Origin of the sequence: Nonomuraea sp. NPDC049486, from assembly GCF_040676925.1 — a bacterium.
Classification (GTDB): domain Bacteria; phylum Actinomycetota; class Actinomycetes; order Streptosporangiales; family Streptosporangiaceae; genus Nonomuraea; species Nonomuraea ferruginea.
The window spans coordinates 42434-57351 of sequence record NZ_JBFAPV010000022.1; the positions used below are offsets into that span (position 1 = coordinate 42434).

Here is a 14918-nt window from a genome sequence, read left to right on the forward strand (position 1 = left end):
TACACTTGGCGACGCATCCGCAAGGGGCTATGGCGCAGTTGGTAGCGCGCTTCCATGGCATGGAAGAGGTCTGGGGTTCGAATCCCCATAGCTCCACCCCTGTCGGGCAGCCGATCCCCCCGGAGGCCGTCCTCGTGGAGCTCATTCCCGTCGATTTCGAGGCGTTCGACAAGCGCATCGCGGCCGTCCGCGGCGACAGAAACCTCGAACGCCTCCACCGCGGGACCCGCTGGGCGGAAGGGCCGGTCTACTTCCCGGCGGGCCGCTTCCTGGTGTGGAGCGACATCCCCAACGACCGGATGCTCCGCTGGGACGAGCAGACCGGCGCCGTCGGCCCGTTCCGTCAGCCGTCCGGCTACGTCAACGGCAACACCCTCGACCGTGAGGGCCGGCTCATCTCCTGCGAGCACGGCGCGCGCCGGGTGACCAGGACCGAGCACGACGGCTCGGTCACCACCCTGGCCGACAGCTGGCGGGGCAGGCGGCTCAACAGCCCCAACGACGTCGTGGTCCGCTCCGACGGGTCGATCTGGTTCACCGACCCGCCGTACGGCATCCTGGGCGACTACGAGGGACACCGGGCCGAGCAGGAGATCGACGGCTGCCACGTCTACCGGATCGACCCGGGCACCGGCGCGACCGAGATGGTCGCCGGCGACTTCGCCAGGCCCAACGGCCTCGCCTTCGACCTCGACGAGAGCAGGCTCTTCGTCGCCGACACCCAGGAGCGCCACCTGCGGGTCTTCGACGTGCGCGACGACGGCACGCTCACCGGCGGCCGGGTGTTCGCCGCGCACGACGGCAAGGAGGGCTTCGACGGCCTGCGCCTGGACGACGGCGGCCGCGTGTGGGCCGCCGTCGGATCCTCGGTGCACTGCTACGACCCGGACGGCACGCTCCTCGGCAGGCTCAACCTGCCGGAGAGCGTCTCCAACCTGGTCTTCGGCGGGCCCAAGCGCAACCGGGTCTTCATCACCGCGACCACGTCGCTGTACTCGGTCATGCTCAACATCCGCGGCGCCCGCCCGGTCTGGGCCTGACCCGTCACTTGAAGGCCCAGGCGAAGAGGTGCAGCTCGCCGTCCTCCGCCGGGGCGAAGGTCAGGCTGGCCACCTTCTTGGCCGGGTCCAGCGCGATCGGCTGAGCCGCGAACACGTGCGCGCCGATGGGCTGGAACGCCCATGAGCCCCAGAAGAGCCTGAGCGGCGTGCTGGCCACGGGCTCGTTGCCGAACGCCGGCGGCTCGCCGCCGAAGTCCAGGATCCATTCGCTGAGGCCGAGCTTGCCGGTGCTCGTCGAGCCGTCGGTGTAGGTGACCGTCACCTTCGACTCGGGCCAGCCGTTCACGCCCGACCCGAGGAACGCAAGCTCACTCGCCCCGTCGGGCGCCGCCACCTCGATCGGCGCGGTGCCCGGCCGCAGGTTGTCCCACTCGCCGGGCTTGCGGTCGGGCCAGGTGAAGTCGAAGCCCTTCCAGGAGACGGTGCCGCCCGGCTCGACGCCCTCGTCGGCCAGGGCCTGCGCCGAGTAGCTGAACCCGGGCCCGTCGATGTTGGCCTCGTCGGGCACCGCGGCGTCGCCGATGCCGGCGTTGTTGTGGTGCCACGCCAGCGTGCCGCGCTCGGCCACGTTCAGCCGCACGCCGCCGGTCGCCTCGCCCGCCACGATCGGCACGGTGTGGAAGCCGAGCGCCACGCCGGGGTCCACGGTGATGCTGATCTTGCGGGTCGTGGCGCGCCCGGCCGGCACGAACAGGCGTCCGCTCGACGGCGTCACCGTGATCCCCGGCGGCGGCGTGGCCTGCCACGCGACCGTGGCCGTCCGCTCCATGGACCGGATCGTGAGGTCGGCCTCGAAGGTCCCGCCGGGCGCCACCGGCCCGCTTCCCGGGTTGAGCCCCAGCAGGTACGGCTCGGTGCCCTCGCCGAACGACGGCGGCGCGTCCGCCGGGCGAGCTCCGAAGGTGAGGTTCGGCGAGCTGCCCACCGTGAAGTCCAGCCGCCCGCCCCGCGTGGCGAACGTCTCCGGCAGCCACGCCTGCGACACCGGGGCGCCGTTCACGCGCAGCGCCCGGATGTAGCCGCCCGCGGCGCCGGGCGCGTTGACCTGGATGTCGCCGCCGGGCCTGTCGATCGTGATCCGGTCGAACAGCGGCGTGTTCACCAGCAGCTCGGCCCGGCCGGGAACGGCCGGGAACAGGCCCATGGCCGACCACACGTACCAGGCGCCCATCGTGCCCAGGTCGTCGTTGCCGACGAGCCCGTCGGGGCCGGGGCCGAACAGCTCCTTCTGCGTCTTCCGGACGACCTCCTGCGTCCTGTACGGCCGGCCCGCCCACGCGTACAGCCACGGCGACTGCAGCGCGACCTCGTTGCCGAGGTAGGCGTACGGCCGGTGCGGGCCGGCGTTCAGCTCCTTGAAGTAGTCGTCCAGCCTGTTCACCGCTTCCTGGGCGCCGCCCATCGCGGTGATCAGCCCCTGCGGGTTGTGCGGCACCATCCAGTGGTACTGCGCCCCGTTGCCCTCCATGTAGACGTCGGCGGCGGCCGGGTCGAACGGCGACTTGAACGCGCCGTCCCCCATCTTGGGCTGGACCCAGCCGTTGGCCGGGTTGAACAGGTGCTGCCACGCCTGCGCGCGCTTCATGAACTCCGCCCGCGTGGCCTGGTCGCCGAGCCGGGAGGCCAGCTGGGCGATGCCGAAGTCGGCCACGCCGTACTCCAGCGTCGCGGACGGGTCCGACGGCACGTACCCCTTGTCCATGTACGCGGCGTTGCCCGGCCGCTCGTCGTAGTCCAGCAGCGGGTGACCGATGTCCATCGGGCCGCTGCGCCGGGCGGCCTCGGCCATCGCCTTGAGGGCTTCGGCGGCCTCGAAGTCGCGCGCGCCGAAGGCGTGCACCGTGGAGAGGATCACGTGGAACGGGTCGCCCACCATGACGCCGGTGACCGCGTTCTGGTGCGACCAGCGGTCCCACACGTTGCCGAGCGCCTGGGCGTTGACGTACATCGACTGCGCGATGTCGCTCGCCACGTCCGGCGCGAGCAGGGCCAGCAGCTGGACCTGGCTGCGGTAGACGTCCCAGCCGGAGAAGGTCGCGTAGTGGTGGTGGCCCGGCTTCACCCGGTGGATCTCGTAGTCGGAGCCGACGTAGGTGCCGTCGGCGTCGTCGAAGACGTACGGCTGGAGCAGCGCGTGGTAGAGGCTGCTGTAGAAGGTGCGCCGCTGGGCGTCGGTGCCGCCCTCGATCCGCACCTGGCCGAGACGGGCGTTCCAGACGGCCTCCGCCTCGCTCGCCACCTGCTCCAGGTTCTTGGCGCCGATCTCCGTCCGCAGGTTGTTCCTGGCGCCCTCGACGCTCACGTACGACAGGCCCACCCGCATCTGCACCGGCGTGGCGGGGTCGAACTCCAGGTACGCGCCGGACCCCGGCCCGTTCACCACCACGTCGTCAGAGGTGACGACATGACCCTTCACCTTGCCTTCGGAGGCGTTGGCGACGACCCGCGCGCCGGGCAGCACCTGGTCGTCCTTCCAGGTGCCGAAGCCGGTGACCGGCCGGTCGAAGGTGGCGTGGAAGTAGACCTTGTAGCGCGTCGGGGGGCCGCAGAACCCGCCGGTCAGCACCCAGCCCTCGACGGTGTTCCCGCTGATCCGGGTCTCGCCGTCGTCCACGCCGTTGATCGAGCCGCTGGTGTTCAGCAGCAGTGTGGCCGGCTTGCCCTCGGGGAAGGTGAAGCGGCCGACGCCCGCCCGCGTGCTGACCGACAGCTCGGTCTTGACGCCGGTGTCCAGGGTGACGCCGTAGAAGCCGGGCGAGGCCTTCTCGGCGGTGTGCTGGAAGGTCTGGACGTAGTCCATCCCGTGCGTCGCGGGGGAGCGGCCGATCCGGCCGGAGAAGGGCATCACCGGGAAGTCCTGGGCGCCGGTGCAGCCCGGCCCGGAGATGTGGGTCATGGAGAAGCCGCGCAGGCGGTCGTCCTCCCAGCGGTAACCGCCGCCGGCGTCCTCCACCGTGTCGGGGCTCCACTGCATCATCCCGAACGGCAGCACGGCGCCGGGGAAGGTCATCCCCCCGCCGCCGCCGTGCCCGAAGTCGGCCGCCGCCTCCTTCGTACCGTGGAAGACGTTGACCAGCGAGGCCGGGTCGCGCACGGCGGCGGATCCCGGATCGGGGGTCGTGACGGCCCCGGCGGGGAACACCGCCGTGGCCAGCAACGTGGTGACAATCGGTAACGACCACAAGGACATGTCGCACACCTTTCAAGGGTGAGATCGAATCATCGAAACCCGCCCCCACACCCCGGTCAACGAGCGAAAACGGCGCGCACAAGTTGCCATCCGCGCAGGAGTGAATAGGGGTTGGCCGGCACCCCGGCCGTTGACACATTCGATGGGTGCCACGGGTCCCGGACCCGTGAGAGACCGTCGAGCACAGGGGATCAGGGATGACCGTCTTGCCCACGCTGCCGGACGAGCTGCCGGTGAGCCGCGCGCCGGCCGACCGCGGGGCGGAGCCCGCCGCCGACCCGCGCGCCCCTTCGGTCAGGCTGGCCCGGCTGCTGGACCCGGGCACGCCCGTCGCGCTGCACGCGGACGACGACAGCGGCGTGACCGCGGTGCGGGGCCGGGTGGACGGGCGGCCCGTCATCGCCTTCTGCACCGACGCCAGGAGGATGGGCGGCGCGCTCGGCGCGGCCGGGGCCCGGCACATCGTGGCCGCCACCGACGCCGCCGTGGCCGAGGGCTGCCCGGTGATCGGCCTGTGGCACTCCGGAGGCGCCAGGCTCGCCGACGGCGTCGAGTCCATGGACGGCGTGGGCCGCATGTTCGCCGCGATGACCAGGGCCTCCGGCGTGGTGCCGCAGATCTCGGTCGTCCTCGGCCCGGCCGCTGGGGCCGCCGCCTACGGTCCTGCCCTGACCGACGTCATTGTCATGACCGGCTCCGGGCGCGTCTTCGTGACCGGCCCCGACATCGTGCGGAGCGTCACCGGCGAGAAGATCGACATGGCGGCGCTCGGCGGCCCCGACGCGCACGGCCCGAGGTCGGGGGTGGTGCACGTGCAGGCCGCCGACGAGGACGACGCCTGCTTCCGCGCCCGCCGCCTCGCCGGGCTGCTCCGCGGCGGGCAGGGCCGGTTCGAGCTGGCCCCGCTGCGCGAGCCGAGGGACCTGCGCGCGCTGCTGCCCGAGTCGCCGCGGCGCGCCTACGACGTGCGGCCGCTGGTGCGCGCCCTCGTGGACGGTGACGCGCGCGGGCCGGTCTTCGAGGAGCTGCAGCCCCGCTGGGCGGCCAACGTCCTGGTCGGCCTCGGCCGGCTCGGCGGCCGTCCGATCGGCGTCCTGGCCAACAACCCGATCCGCAAGGGCGGCTGCCTGGACTCGCTGTCGGCGGAGAAGAGCGCGCGGTTCGTCCGCATGTGCGACTCCCTGGGAGTTCCCCTGGTCGTGCTGGTCGACGTCCCCGGCTTCCTGCCCGGGGTGGACCAGGAATGGGGCGGCGTCGTCCGGCGGGGCGCCAAGCTCCTGCACGCCTTCGCCGAGTCCGTGGTGCCGCGCGTCACGCTGATCACCCGCAAGGCCTACGGCGGGGCCTACATCGCGATGAACTCCCGCTCGCTCGGCGCCACCGCGACCTTCGCCTGGCCGGACGCCGAGGTCGCGGTCATGGGCGCGGAGAGCGCCGTACGCGTCCTGCACCGCAAGACCCTGGCCGCCGCCCCCGACGACGAGCGCGACGAGCTGAGCGCCCGGCTGGCCGAGGAGCAGCGCCGGACCGCCGGCGGGGTGGCCCGCGCGATCGCGCTCGGCGTGGTCGACGAGGTGATCGCGCCGGAGACGACCCGGCTCAGGCTGGCCCAGGCGCTGGACCGGGCGCCCCGGGCGCGCGGACGCCACTCCAGCATTCCGCTGTGAACACCTCTCACCAAGAGGAGGCACCATGAAGGAGATCAGAGCCGTCCTGGTCGGCGGACCGGAGGCGGTTCCGGCCGAGCGGCGGGTGCAGCGCGTGAGCCCCGGCACCGAGGTGTTCAAGCTCCCGCACGGCGCCGGGTACGAGCACTTCAGGCGCGGCGGCGAGAGCGCCACCGTCGACGGCGAGCGTGCCGTCGTCTTCGAGTGGGTCATGCGCACGGCCGTCGCCGAGTGAGATCGCTACAGTGACCTGCCGGCCAGACCGGCCGGCAGGTCACGGCGGCGCGAGACGTTGAGCTTGCGGTAGATCCGCGTCAGGTGCTGCTCCACGGTGCTCACGGTGATGAAGAGCTTGCCGGAGATCTCCCGGTTGGAGTACCCGTCGGCGGCCAGCGCCGCCACGCGCTGCTCGGCCTCGCTGAGCGCCGCTTCCGGGCTCTGCCCGCCGGCGTGCCCGTTGAGCCGGCCGTTCACCTGACCGTTGACCTGTCCGTTCACCTGGCCGTTCCTGCGGGCGCGGGCCGGATCGCGGATCAGCCCGCCCGCGTGGCATTCCTGGGCCAGCGCGCCGGCCCGGCCGCTCAGCATCCCGGCCCTGCGGTGCTCGCCGATCGCGTGGTACGCCTCGGTGAGGTCGAACAGCGCCCTGGCGTGCTCGTACCGGTCTCCGCCCGCCCGCAGCAGGTCGGCGGCGCGGCGCAGGAGCATGACGCGGTGCCGCACCTCGCTCGCCGCGGCGAGCAGGCGCAACGCCATCCCGTGCACCCGCTTCGACCGCTTGCCGCACCCGGCGAGCTGGGTCTCGATGAGCCCGCGCGCCTCGTCCACCTCGCCGAGGCGGATCAGCGCCTCGGCCGCGTCCAGCCGCCACGGGACGAACTCCGGGACGTCCAGCCCCCACGCGCACGTCAGCTCACCGCACAGCCGCAGGTCGCGCAGCGCCTGCCTGGGCTGGCCCGACATCAGCGCGAAGCGGCCCTTGCCGTAGAGGTACTGGGCGGCGAACCGGGTCTCCAGCATGGCCTCAGGCACCGGCTGGGCGGCCTGGCGCAGGTAGTCCAGGTGGCGGCCCATGCCGGCCCCGGCCATCAGCAGGATGCCCAGCGGCGCGCCGACGGCGACCCCCCAGCTCTCCGGCGAGACGAGTTCCAGGGCCCGCTGGGCGTCGCGCGCCGCCGCCGCCAGGTCGCCCCGGCGCAGCGAGATCTCCGCCCGGATCGCCGACAGCCTCGCCTGGCGGCTGGGCGCGTGCCGGTCGGCCGCCTCGGACACGAAGACGTCGCACCAGGGCGCGGCCCGGTCGGCACGGTCGCTGTAGATCAGGGTCAGCAGCGCGCACTCCACCGCGTCCATGGACATCTCGTCCAGCCGGGAGCCGCGCAGGATGCGCTCGGCCACGGTCACGAGCTCCTCCTGCGGGCCCTCGCTCAGCGTGGAGGCCAGCGCGTCGGCCGACACCAGCCGGCGGTCGGCGCCGAGCGAGCGGGCCGCGCCGCCCGCCTGCTCGGCGGGCGGCTCAGGCAGATGCGGCAGGAAGGCGGGCCAGCTGCTGCGGAGCCAGGCGCGGGTCGCGTCCAGCTCCGCCACCGCCTCGCGGTCCAGCTCCCCGCCGTCGCCCAGGCAGCCCAGCACGTCCTTGGCGTCGGCGACGTGGCCGTGCCACAGCAGCGCCCTGGCCAGCACGATGGCGTCGCCGCCGCCCAGATGGCCCTGGTGCAGCGCCTCGGTCAGCTCGGCCAGTTGGCCGGTCTGCGTCCCCGGGTCGATCCGCCACCTGGCCCGCACCAGCGTGGTGGTGATCCGCGCCCTGCGCCGCTCGTCGTCGCACGCCTGCCAGGCCAGCTTGAGGTACTCGATGGCCGACTCGACCCCGTCGTCGCGCAGCGCCTGCTTGGCGGCCTCCTCCAGCACCGACAGCGCCCACGGGTCTCCCGCGTGGGTGGCCCGCAGGAGGTGGCCGGCCACGACGGCGGCGGGCGCGCCCTCCTGGTAGGTCAGCTCCGCCGCCCGGCGGTGGAGGTCGATCAGCTCCGAGGTGTCCAGCCCGGCCAGCACGGCGGACGCGGCGGCCTCGTGCCGGAACCGGCCGCCGGCGAGCAGCCCGGCCCCGGCCAGCGCCTGAACCGCCCTGGCCGTGGCCGCCTCGCCCCGGCCGAGCAGCCGTCCGGCGGCGCCGGGCTCGCCCATCACGGCCAGCGCGCGGGCCACGGGGAGCAGGTCGGGATCGGCGCGCTGCAGGCAGGCCAGCACCGCGTCGGCGTACTTCTCGCCGGGCTCGCCGGTGGCCCGCAGGTCCTCCAGCGCCGCGTCCGCCAGCAGCCGGTTGCCGCCGCTCAGCTCGTGGCACCGGGCGGCGAAGCGGTCGGCCGCCTGCGCCCCCTCCCGCTGCCGCACCCGCTCGGCCACGCCCTCCTCCGCCAGGTGCGCCAGCCGCACCGGGCGGCAGTGCGGCTGGCGCTCCACCTCGGTGCGCAGGAGCGGGTGCGGGTGGGCGTGGTGGTCAGGGCCGCTGAGTACGAGCATGACCCGGGCGTACCTCACCCGGCGCGCGAGGTAGGACAGGCACAGCTGCGAGGCGCGATCGGCGTGCTGCACGTCGTCCACGACGATCGCCAAGGGGCGGCGCTCCGACAGTTTCAGCAGCACTGTGCACAGGGCGTCCACGATCTGCGCGTCCACGTGCGCGAAGGACTCCGCGCCCGGCGCGCGTGACAGGTGCGCGCGGGCGCCCTCGCGCAGCAGGTCCAGCGTGGCCGCGCGGTGCTCGTCGGCCGGCGTGTTCCGCACGAGCTGCGAGAGCACGCCGAGTGGCAGGTCGCGCTCGGCGAGGGAGCCTGTCGCGGACAGTGGGAGCGCGCCGTGCCGGAGCGCCTGCTCGGCGAAGTCGTGCAGCAGTTCGCTCTTGCCGGTGGCGACGGCGCCCGTCACCATCGCGATCCGGCCCCTGCCGGCCTTCGCCTCCTCCAGCAGCTCCATCAGGAGAGCCGCGTCCTGCCGCCGATCGTCCGGTGCCATGATCCTCCTCTTGCGCGGGTTCAGTAGGGCAGCTTGCGTCCGGAGGGCGTCCGCAGGTCGAGCGGGTCCTGGCCGGATCGCCTGGGCCGGGGGCGTCTGGTCCTGATCCGTGACATGACGGGCTACTCTCCGGCGGCCATCAGGTGGGGGCGGTCGGCGGCCGGGCGCGCGCGGTCCTGCGCCTGGGCCGGCCGGTCGGCCCTGCGGGCCAGCCTGCGGCCCGCCGCCCGCACGGCCGACAGCGCCGCGGCCGTCACGTCCGCGCCGATGCCGGCACCCCACGCCACGCCCGTGCCCGCGCCGGTGCCCGTGCCGCACTCGGCGTAGACCACGACGTCATCGGGGGAGTGGCCGGCGAGCGCCGGCTGCTCCGGGGTCAGGTCCGCGTCCAGCGGCGGTGCGGTGCGGTGCACGGCGCGGAGCCGGACGCCCCACGGGGCGAGCGCGGCGCCGAGCGTGCGGACCGCGTCGGCGCGCGGCCCGCTCATCTCCATGCGGCCGTCGACGTGCAGCGTGGCCACGAGCGGTGTCCTGCCGATCGCCAGCGGCGCGGCGGGGTCGCCCCGGTACAGGTACTCCTCGCGGAACACCGCCCCGATCCCGCTCGGCGACAGCTCGCCCTCCAGCGTCTCGGCCCGCTCCTGGACCCGGGCGGCCAGCTCGGCCTGGAGCCCGCGCGGCAGGTTGAGCCCGTGCCAGGCGCTCATCACGTACGCGACGCCGCCCTTGCCGGACTGGCTGTTGACCCGTACCACCGCCTCGTAGGTGCGGCCCACGTCCTTGGGGTCCACCGGCAGGTACGGCATGCGCCACGGCAGGCCGGACGGGTCCGCGCCGGTGGCCGCGGCCTGGCGCTCCCGCTCGTCGAAGCCCTTCTTGATGGCGTCCTGGTGGGACCCGGAGAAGGCGGTGTAGACCAGGTCGCCGCCGTAGGGGTGCCGGGGGTGCACCGGCAGCTGGTTGCACAGCTCGACGGTGCGGCGCACGGCGTTGATGTCGGAGAAGTCGATGCCGGGGTCGATGCCGTGGGAGAACAGGTTCATGCCCAGGGTGACCAGGCAGACGTTGCCGGCGCGCTCGCCGTTGCCGAACAGGCAGCCCTCGATCCTCTCGGCGCCGGCCAGCAGCGCCAGCTCGGCGGAGGCCACGCCGGTGCCGCGGTCGTTGTGGGGGTGGACGGACAGGCACACGTGCTCGCGGTGTGGCAGGTTGCGGTCCAGCCACTCGATCTGGTCGGCGAAGACGTTGGGCAGCGAGCGCTCGACGGTGGTCGGGAAGTTCAGGATGATGCCCCGGCCCGCCTCCGGCTGCCAGACGTCCATGACGGCCGAGCAGACTTCGAGGGAGAAGTCGGGTTCGGTCTCGTTGAACAGCTCGGGGGAGTACTGGTAGCCCAGGTCGCAGTCGCCCAGCACGCGCTCGGCGTGGTCCATCATCACCTGGGTGCCGCGGACCGCGAGCTGCCGGCAGCCGGCGCGGTCGAGGTCGAAGACCAGCCGGCGGAACAGCGGGGACGTGGCGTTGTAGATGTGGACCATGGCCCGGTCCGCGCCCTTGAGCGAGTCCAGGGTGGCCCTGATCAGCTCCTCGCGCGCCTGGGTCAGCACGGTGATCCGCACGTCGTCGGGGATCAGGTCGCGCTCGATGAGCAGCCGTACGAAGTCGTGGTCGTCGCGGCTGGCGACCGGGAACCCGACCTCGATCTCCTTGTAGCCCATGGAGACCAGGAGGTCGAACATCATGAGCTTGCGCTCGGGGGTCATCGGGCGCGCCAGGGACTGGTTGCCGTCACGCAGGTCGGTCGAGAGCCAGCGCGGGGCCGAGCGCAGGCGCCTGCTGGGCCAGGTCCGGTCGGGGAGGTCGAGGGGGGTGAAACCGGTATAGCGTTCGGCGCCCTGCATGGTCTGATTTCCTTCCTGATGACGTCCTGTTCTGGGATATGCGGCGGATGGGAACCGGCCGTGGCGGAGGCGGATTCCGGCAGCGTGCCGGGGTTCTCGAATATCGCGGGATTCATCACGGAAATCGTCCCCGGAGCCTTCTCCGGAGGGCGACTTTGCGCGCCGGTCTCGAAAGTCGACGGATCTCTGGGTACGAGGGCGAAACTATAGGGGTCGCCAAGGCGGGACAAGCGGGTGCACCATGAGTTCGGGACCGGTATCCAAGGAGGCAACCTGGGGTATCGAAAGGCGTAGACCCACTACAACTTCCGTGCGCCCCTCTTATCAGGCGGGTCACCCCTGGTCACAATCCCGAATATGTCAGCCAATTGGACACTGTTGGCCCCTTTCCCCGCCCGCGTCATCACGCTGTGCCTCGCCGAATCCCGCCCGTCCGTGCTGGCCGTCTCGTCGCTCCGCTACCTGACCGGGGTCGCCCTGGCCCTGCCGATCACCTCGCTCGCCGATCCCCTCATGGTCTTCCAGGGAGGCGTCGCCTGGGTGGCCTCGATCTTCGCGATCTACCTCTACAACGGCGTCACCGACATCGCCGAGGACCGGATCAACGGCTCCGGCCGGCCGATCGCCAGGGGCGAGCTGCGCCCCCGCACCGCCGCGGCCGTGGCGGCGGTGGCCGCCGTGCTGTCGCTCGTCGCCACGGTGGGCCTGCCCGGCCCGATGACCTGGATCATCGCGGTCAACCTCGCACTCGGCTATCTCTACTCGGGACCGCCCGCTCCGCTGAAGGCCAGTTCGAGCGGCACGGTGATCGTGCTCATGCTGTCGGGGCTGCTCTCCTACCTCGCCGGGTTCACCGTCGCGACGGCCGGGACCGGCGAGGTCGCGCCGACCGGGCTGATCGTGTTCGCCGCCGCCGCGGTCTGCTGGATGGTGCTGGTCGGCGTGCCGGCGAAGGACCTGTCCGACATCCCGGGTGACGCGGCGGCGGGCCGGCGCACGCTCGGCGTCCTGATCGGCGAGAGCGCCGCGCGCCGGATGATGGTCGTGGCGGCGCCCGGACTGCTCACCGCCTTCTGCGTGGCGGTCGTCGTGTGGGACGTGCCGCTGGTCGGCGTGCTGGCGGTGATGGCGGCCGGCGTCGTGGCCGTGGTCGTCGCGGGGACGCGCGCCGTCGGCCGGGAGCAGGGCCGCGCCGCGCGGCGCAGGCCTTACGAGACGTTTATGGCGACGCAACAGCTCGTTCATGTTACGGCTGTCCTGTCGAACATATGACGATAAATGTTGCGCACATCACTCGGATGATCGATAGTGGAAGGCGTGCTTGTACTCGGCCCACGGGCGGAGGGGACGTCAGTGGAGGGGGAATACAAGGCGGCCGATGATCCGGCGAGATGCGTGGAGGCCTGTCGGGACGAAATCCTGGCCGAATTCGAGTCGGCCTTGCTGACCGCCGGAAACGCGGCCTTCACTGCCTCTCAGGCCCGGCATCAGGCCCTATTGACCGCGCAGTACATCCTGGAGGACGTGGCCGCTACGCTACGCGCCGGAAAGGTTCAGGTAAGTAACCTCTACAAACATCACGCGCGGGAAGTCGGGAACGCGCGCGCGGCGGGAGGGGTTCATCCCGCCGCTTCTCTTGAGGCTGGCTCACTTTTCTTCGGCACCGCGGTCGCTCATCTCGCCCGGCGAATAGCCGCCGACTTCGATTCGCCCGCCGAGGTGCTGGCGCTGGCGGTCACCGGCATGGAGGAGAGCCTGTCGCGGCGCGTCCGCGAGGCCTCGGAGAGCTACCACGGCTTCCTGCTCAACCAGGTGCACCAGGCCCAGGAGGACGAGCGCCGGCGCATAGCGCGCGAGCTGCACGACCGGATCGGGCACGGCATCAGCGTCGCCCACCAGCAGCTGGCCCTGTCGGAGGTCTACCACGCCACCGACCCGGCGCGGGCCCTGGCCAAGATCGCGATCGTGCAGCAGGCCGTACAGGAGATCATGGAGAACCTGCGGCAGATCACCTCCGAGCTGCACCCCGCCGCCTCCGTGGGAAGCCTGGAGAAGTCGCTGCTGGCCTTCCTGGAGACCGTCGACGAAGACCGGATCTGCATCGGGCTCGACGTCAACGGCGACGAGTCGTGGGCCGAGCCGAGGTGCATCGACGAGGCGTTCCTCATCATCCGCGAGGCCGCGCGCAACGCGCTCACCCACGCCGAGGCGGCGGCCCTGTTCATCCGCGTGGACATCGCCCCCCACGCGCTGATCGCCTCGGTGCAGGACGACGGGCGGGGCTTCGACCCGGCGAGCGCCCGCGAGCACGGCGGTGTGGGACTGGCCTCGATGCGGGAGCGGGCCACGCTGCTCGGCGGCCGGGTCGCGATCTCCAGCGAGCCGCGCGGCGGATGCCTGGTCGAGCTGTTCATCCCGCTCAAGAGGCAGAGCGACGGCCCCGATGGTGGCTGACGACCTCATCATCACCATCGCCCTGGTGGACGACCACGCCCTGTTCAGGGAAGGGCTGCGGGAGATCCTGGAGTCCGTCGGCGACATGCGGATCGTCGGCGAGGCGGGCGACTCCATGTCCGCGGTGACCATGATCGCCGACACCTGCCCGGACATCGTGCTGCTGGACGTGGAGATCCCCGGCGACGAGGTCACCGAGACCGTGTCGCGGATCCGTACCCTGTCGCCGGACACCAGGATCATCATCCTCAGCATGTACGACGGACCCCAGCTGCTCAGCCGGCTGCTGGGCGCGGGCATCCGCGGCTACCTGCTCAAGAGCGTGCACCGGCACGAGCTGATCGCGGCGGTGCGCAGCGTGCACGAGGAGCCCACGAGGATCGTGCTCGCCGTCTCGCGCAACAGCGTCGCGCAGGTGGAGGCGACGGCCGCGCCCACGCTGACGGACAAGGAGCTGGAGGTGCTCCAGCTCGCGGCGCACGCGCTGAGCAACAGCCAGATCGCCCGCAAGCTCGGCCTGGCCGAGGCGACGGTGAAGCGCCACATGCGCAACATCTTCGTCAAGCTCAACGCGGTCTCGCGGATCGACGCGGTCAACAAGGCACTCGCCGCCTCCCTGATCGCGCCGCGCACCCGGGGCGACCTCGACTGAGGCGCCCGGCGCGCGTCAGAGCAGGGGAGCGGGCGACCGGCCGCCGGTGTCGGGGGGGAAGCCCTGGGGAGACAACCCCGTCAGCCACTCGCGGGACTCGGGAGGCAGCTCGACCGCCGAGGCGGCGATGTTCATCTCCAGGTGCACCTGGTCGCGCGTGCTGGGGACCGGCACGATGTGCTCCTCGCGCGACAGCAGCCAGGCCAGCGCCAGCCGGCCCGAGCCCAGGTCGAGCCGCGCCGCCACGGCTTCGAGCCGCTGCAGCGGCCCGGCGTGCGACCGGAGCCGCTCGGGCCGGAACCTGGGGTCGGCGCGCCGCCAGTCGCCCGGGTCCAGGCGGTCGTCGGACCTGATGCGGCCGGTGAGGAAGCCGCGGCCGAGCGGGCGGGCGGCCACGACGGACACGCCCAGCTCGCGCGCCGTGGCGAGCAGCGCGGAGTCGACGCAGGTGCCCCAGAGGGAGTACTCGATGGCGAGCGCCGTGACCGGATGCACGGCGTGCGCCCGCCGGAGCTGGTCGGGAGTGCCGTTGGACAGCCCGATGTAGCGGATCTTGCCGGCCCGCACCAGGGCGGCCAGGCGGGTCATGCTGTGCTCGATCGGGACGCGGGAGTCCTGGCAGTAGAGGTAGTAGATCCCGACGTGGTCGGCGCCGAGGCGCTTGAGCGAGGACTCGCAGGCCTGTTCGAGGTAGTCGGGCCTGCCGTCGAACTCCACCGGCTCCTCCGGCCCGCGCACGCGGGCCCCGCCGCGGGTGGCCACCACGACGTCGTCGGACCGCCCGGCGACGGCCCGGCCGATCAGGCGCTCCACCTCGCCGGCGGCGTAGAAGTCGGCCGTGTCGAGGAGGGTCACACCGGCGTCGAGCGCCCGGCGGACCACCCGTTCGGCCTCGGCGGGGTCGACGCTGCCGTAGGCGCCGCTCAGAGCCAGCGAGCCGAGCCCGATGTTCGAGATGAGAGGCCCCATCCGGCCTAG

10 protein-coding genes and 1 tRNA gene are annotated in these 14918 nt (G+C 72.6%); 7 read left to right on the forward strand and 4 right to left on the reverse strand.

The window, feature by feature from the left end; genetic code table 11:
- Nucleotides 1-23: 23 nt before the first annotated feature.
- A tRNA-Ala gene (locus AB0K05_RS40465) sits at nucleotides 24-96 on the forward strand.
- A gap of 38 nt (nucleotides 97-134) precedes the next feature.
- A complete protein-coding gene (locus AB0K05_RS40470; protein WP_219548621.1) occupies nucleotides 135-1040 on the forward strand; it encodes an SMP-30/gluconolactonase/LRE family protein in 906 nt (301 codons plus the stop codon).
- Nucleotides 1041-1044: 4 nt separating this feature from the next.
- On the opposite strand, the gene AB0K05_RS40475 is transcribed toward AB0K05_RS40470, so the two are convergent.
- The gene (locus AB0K05_RS40475) at nucleotides 1045-4251 is read right to left on the reverse strand and encodes a GH92 family glycosyl hydrolase (RefSeq protein WP_271278537.1); all 3207 of its coding nucleotides are present in this window, start codon (nucleotides 4249-4251) and stop codon (nucleotides 1045-1047) included.
- A 197-nt stretch (nucleotides 4252-4448) separates the two neighbouring features.
- Between AB0K05_RS40475 and AB0K05_RS40480 the strand changes: the two genes are divergently transcribed.
- Both AB0K05_RS40480 and AB0K05_RS40485 read left to right on the forward strand, forming a co-directional pair.
- On the forward strand, nucleotides 4449-5918 hold the full coding sequence (locus tag AB0K05_RS40480) for a carboxyl transferase domain-containing protein (RefSeq protein ID WP_271278538.1): 1470 nt from the start codon (nucleotides 4449-4451) through the stop codon (nucleotides 5916-5918).
- Nucleotides 5919-5943: 25 nt separating this feature from the next.
- The gene (locus tag AB0K05_RS40485) at nucleotides 5944-6153 is read left to right on the forward strand and encodes a DUF5988 family protein (protein WP_148030005.1); all 210 of its coding nucleotides are present in this window, start codon (nucleotides 5944-5946) and stop codon (nucleotides 6151-6153) included.
- 5 nt (nucleotides 6154-6158) lie between these two features.
- Here AB0K05_RS40485 and AB0K05_RS40490 read toward each other — a convergent pair whose 3' ends face one another.
- On the reverse strand, nucleotides 6159-8933 hold the full coding sequence (locus AB0K05_RS40490; RefSeq protein ID WP_271278539.1) for a helix-turn-helix transcriptional regulator: 2775 nt from the start codon (nucleotides 8931-8933) through the stop codon (nucleotides 6159-6161).
- 122 nt (nucleotides 8934-9055) lie between these two features.
- Nucleotides 9056-10834, reverse strand: a complete 1779-nt coding sequence (locus AB0K05_RS40495) for a 2-isopropylmalate synthase (protein WP_345483221.1) — start codon at nucleotides 10832-10834, stop codon at nucleotides 9056-9058.
- 357 nt (nucleotides 10835-11191) lie between these two features.
- Here AB0K05_RS40495 and AB0K05_RS40500 point away from each other — a divergent pair, with 357 nt between their 5' ends.
- The 3 genes from AB0K05_RS40500 (at nucleotide 11192) to AB0K05_RS40510 (ending at nucleotide 13940) form a co-directional block, all read left to right on the forward strand.
- The gene (locus AB0K05_RS40500) at nucleotides 11192-12106 is read left to right on the forward strand and encodes a UbiA family prenyltransferase (protein WP_271279808.1); all 915 of its coding nucleotides are present in this window, start codon (nucleotides 11192-11194) and stop codon (nucleotides 12104-12106) included.
- 447 nt (nucleotides 12107-12553) lie between these two features.
- Nucleotides 12554-13288, forward strand: coding sequence for an ATP-binding protein (locus AB0K05_RS40505; protein ID WP_148030009.1), 735 nt, complete (start codon nucleotides 12554-12556; stop codon nucleotides 13286-13288).
- Nucleotides 13278-13940 carry a response regulator transcription factor gene (locus tag AB0K05_RS40510; protein ID WP_148030010.1) on the forward strand — a complete coding sequence of 221 codons (663 nt, stop codon included), beginning with the start codon at nucleotides 13278-13280 and terminating at the stop codon, nucleotides 13938-13940. Before AB0K05_RS40505 ends, AB0K05_RS40510 begins: the two co-directional genes overlap by 11 nt.
- A 15-nt stretch (nucleotides 13941-13955) precedes the next feature.
- Here AB0K05_RS40510 and AB0K05_RS40515 read toward each other — a convergent pair whose 3' ends face one another.
- Complete coding sequence (locus AB0K05_RS40515) at nucleotides 13956-14909, reverse strand: aldo/keto reductase (RefSeq protein WP_148030011.1); 954 nt, start codon at nucleotides 14907-14909, stop codon at nucleotides 13956-13958.
- Nucleotides 14910-14918: the final 9 nt, after the last annotated feature.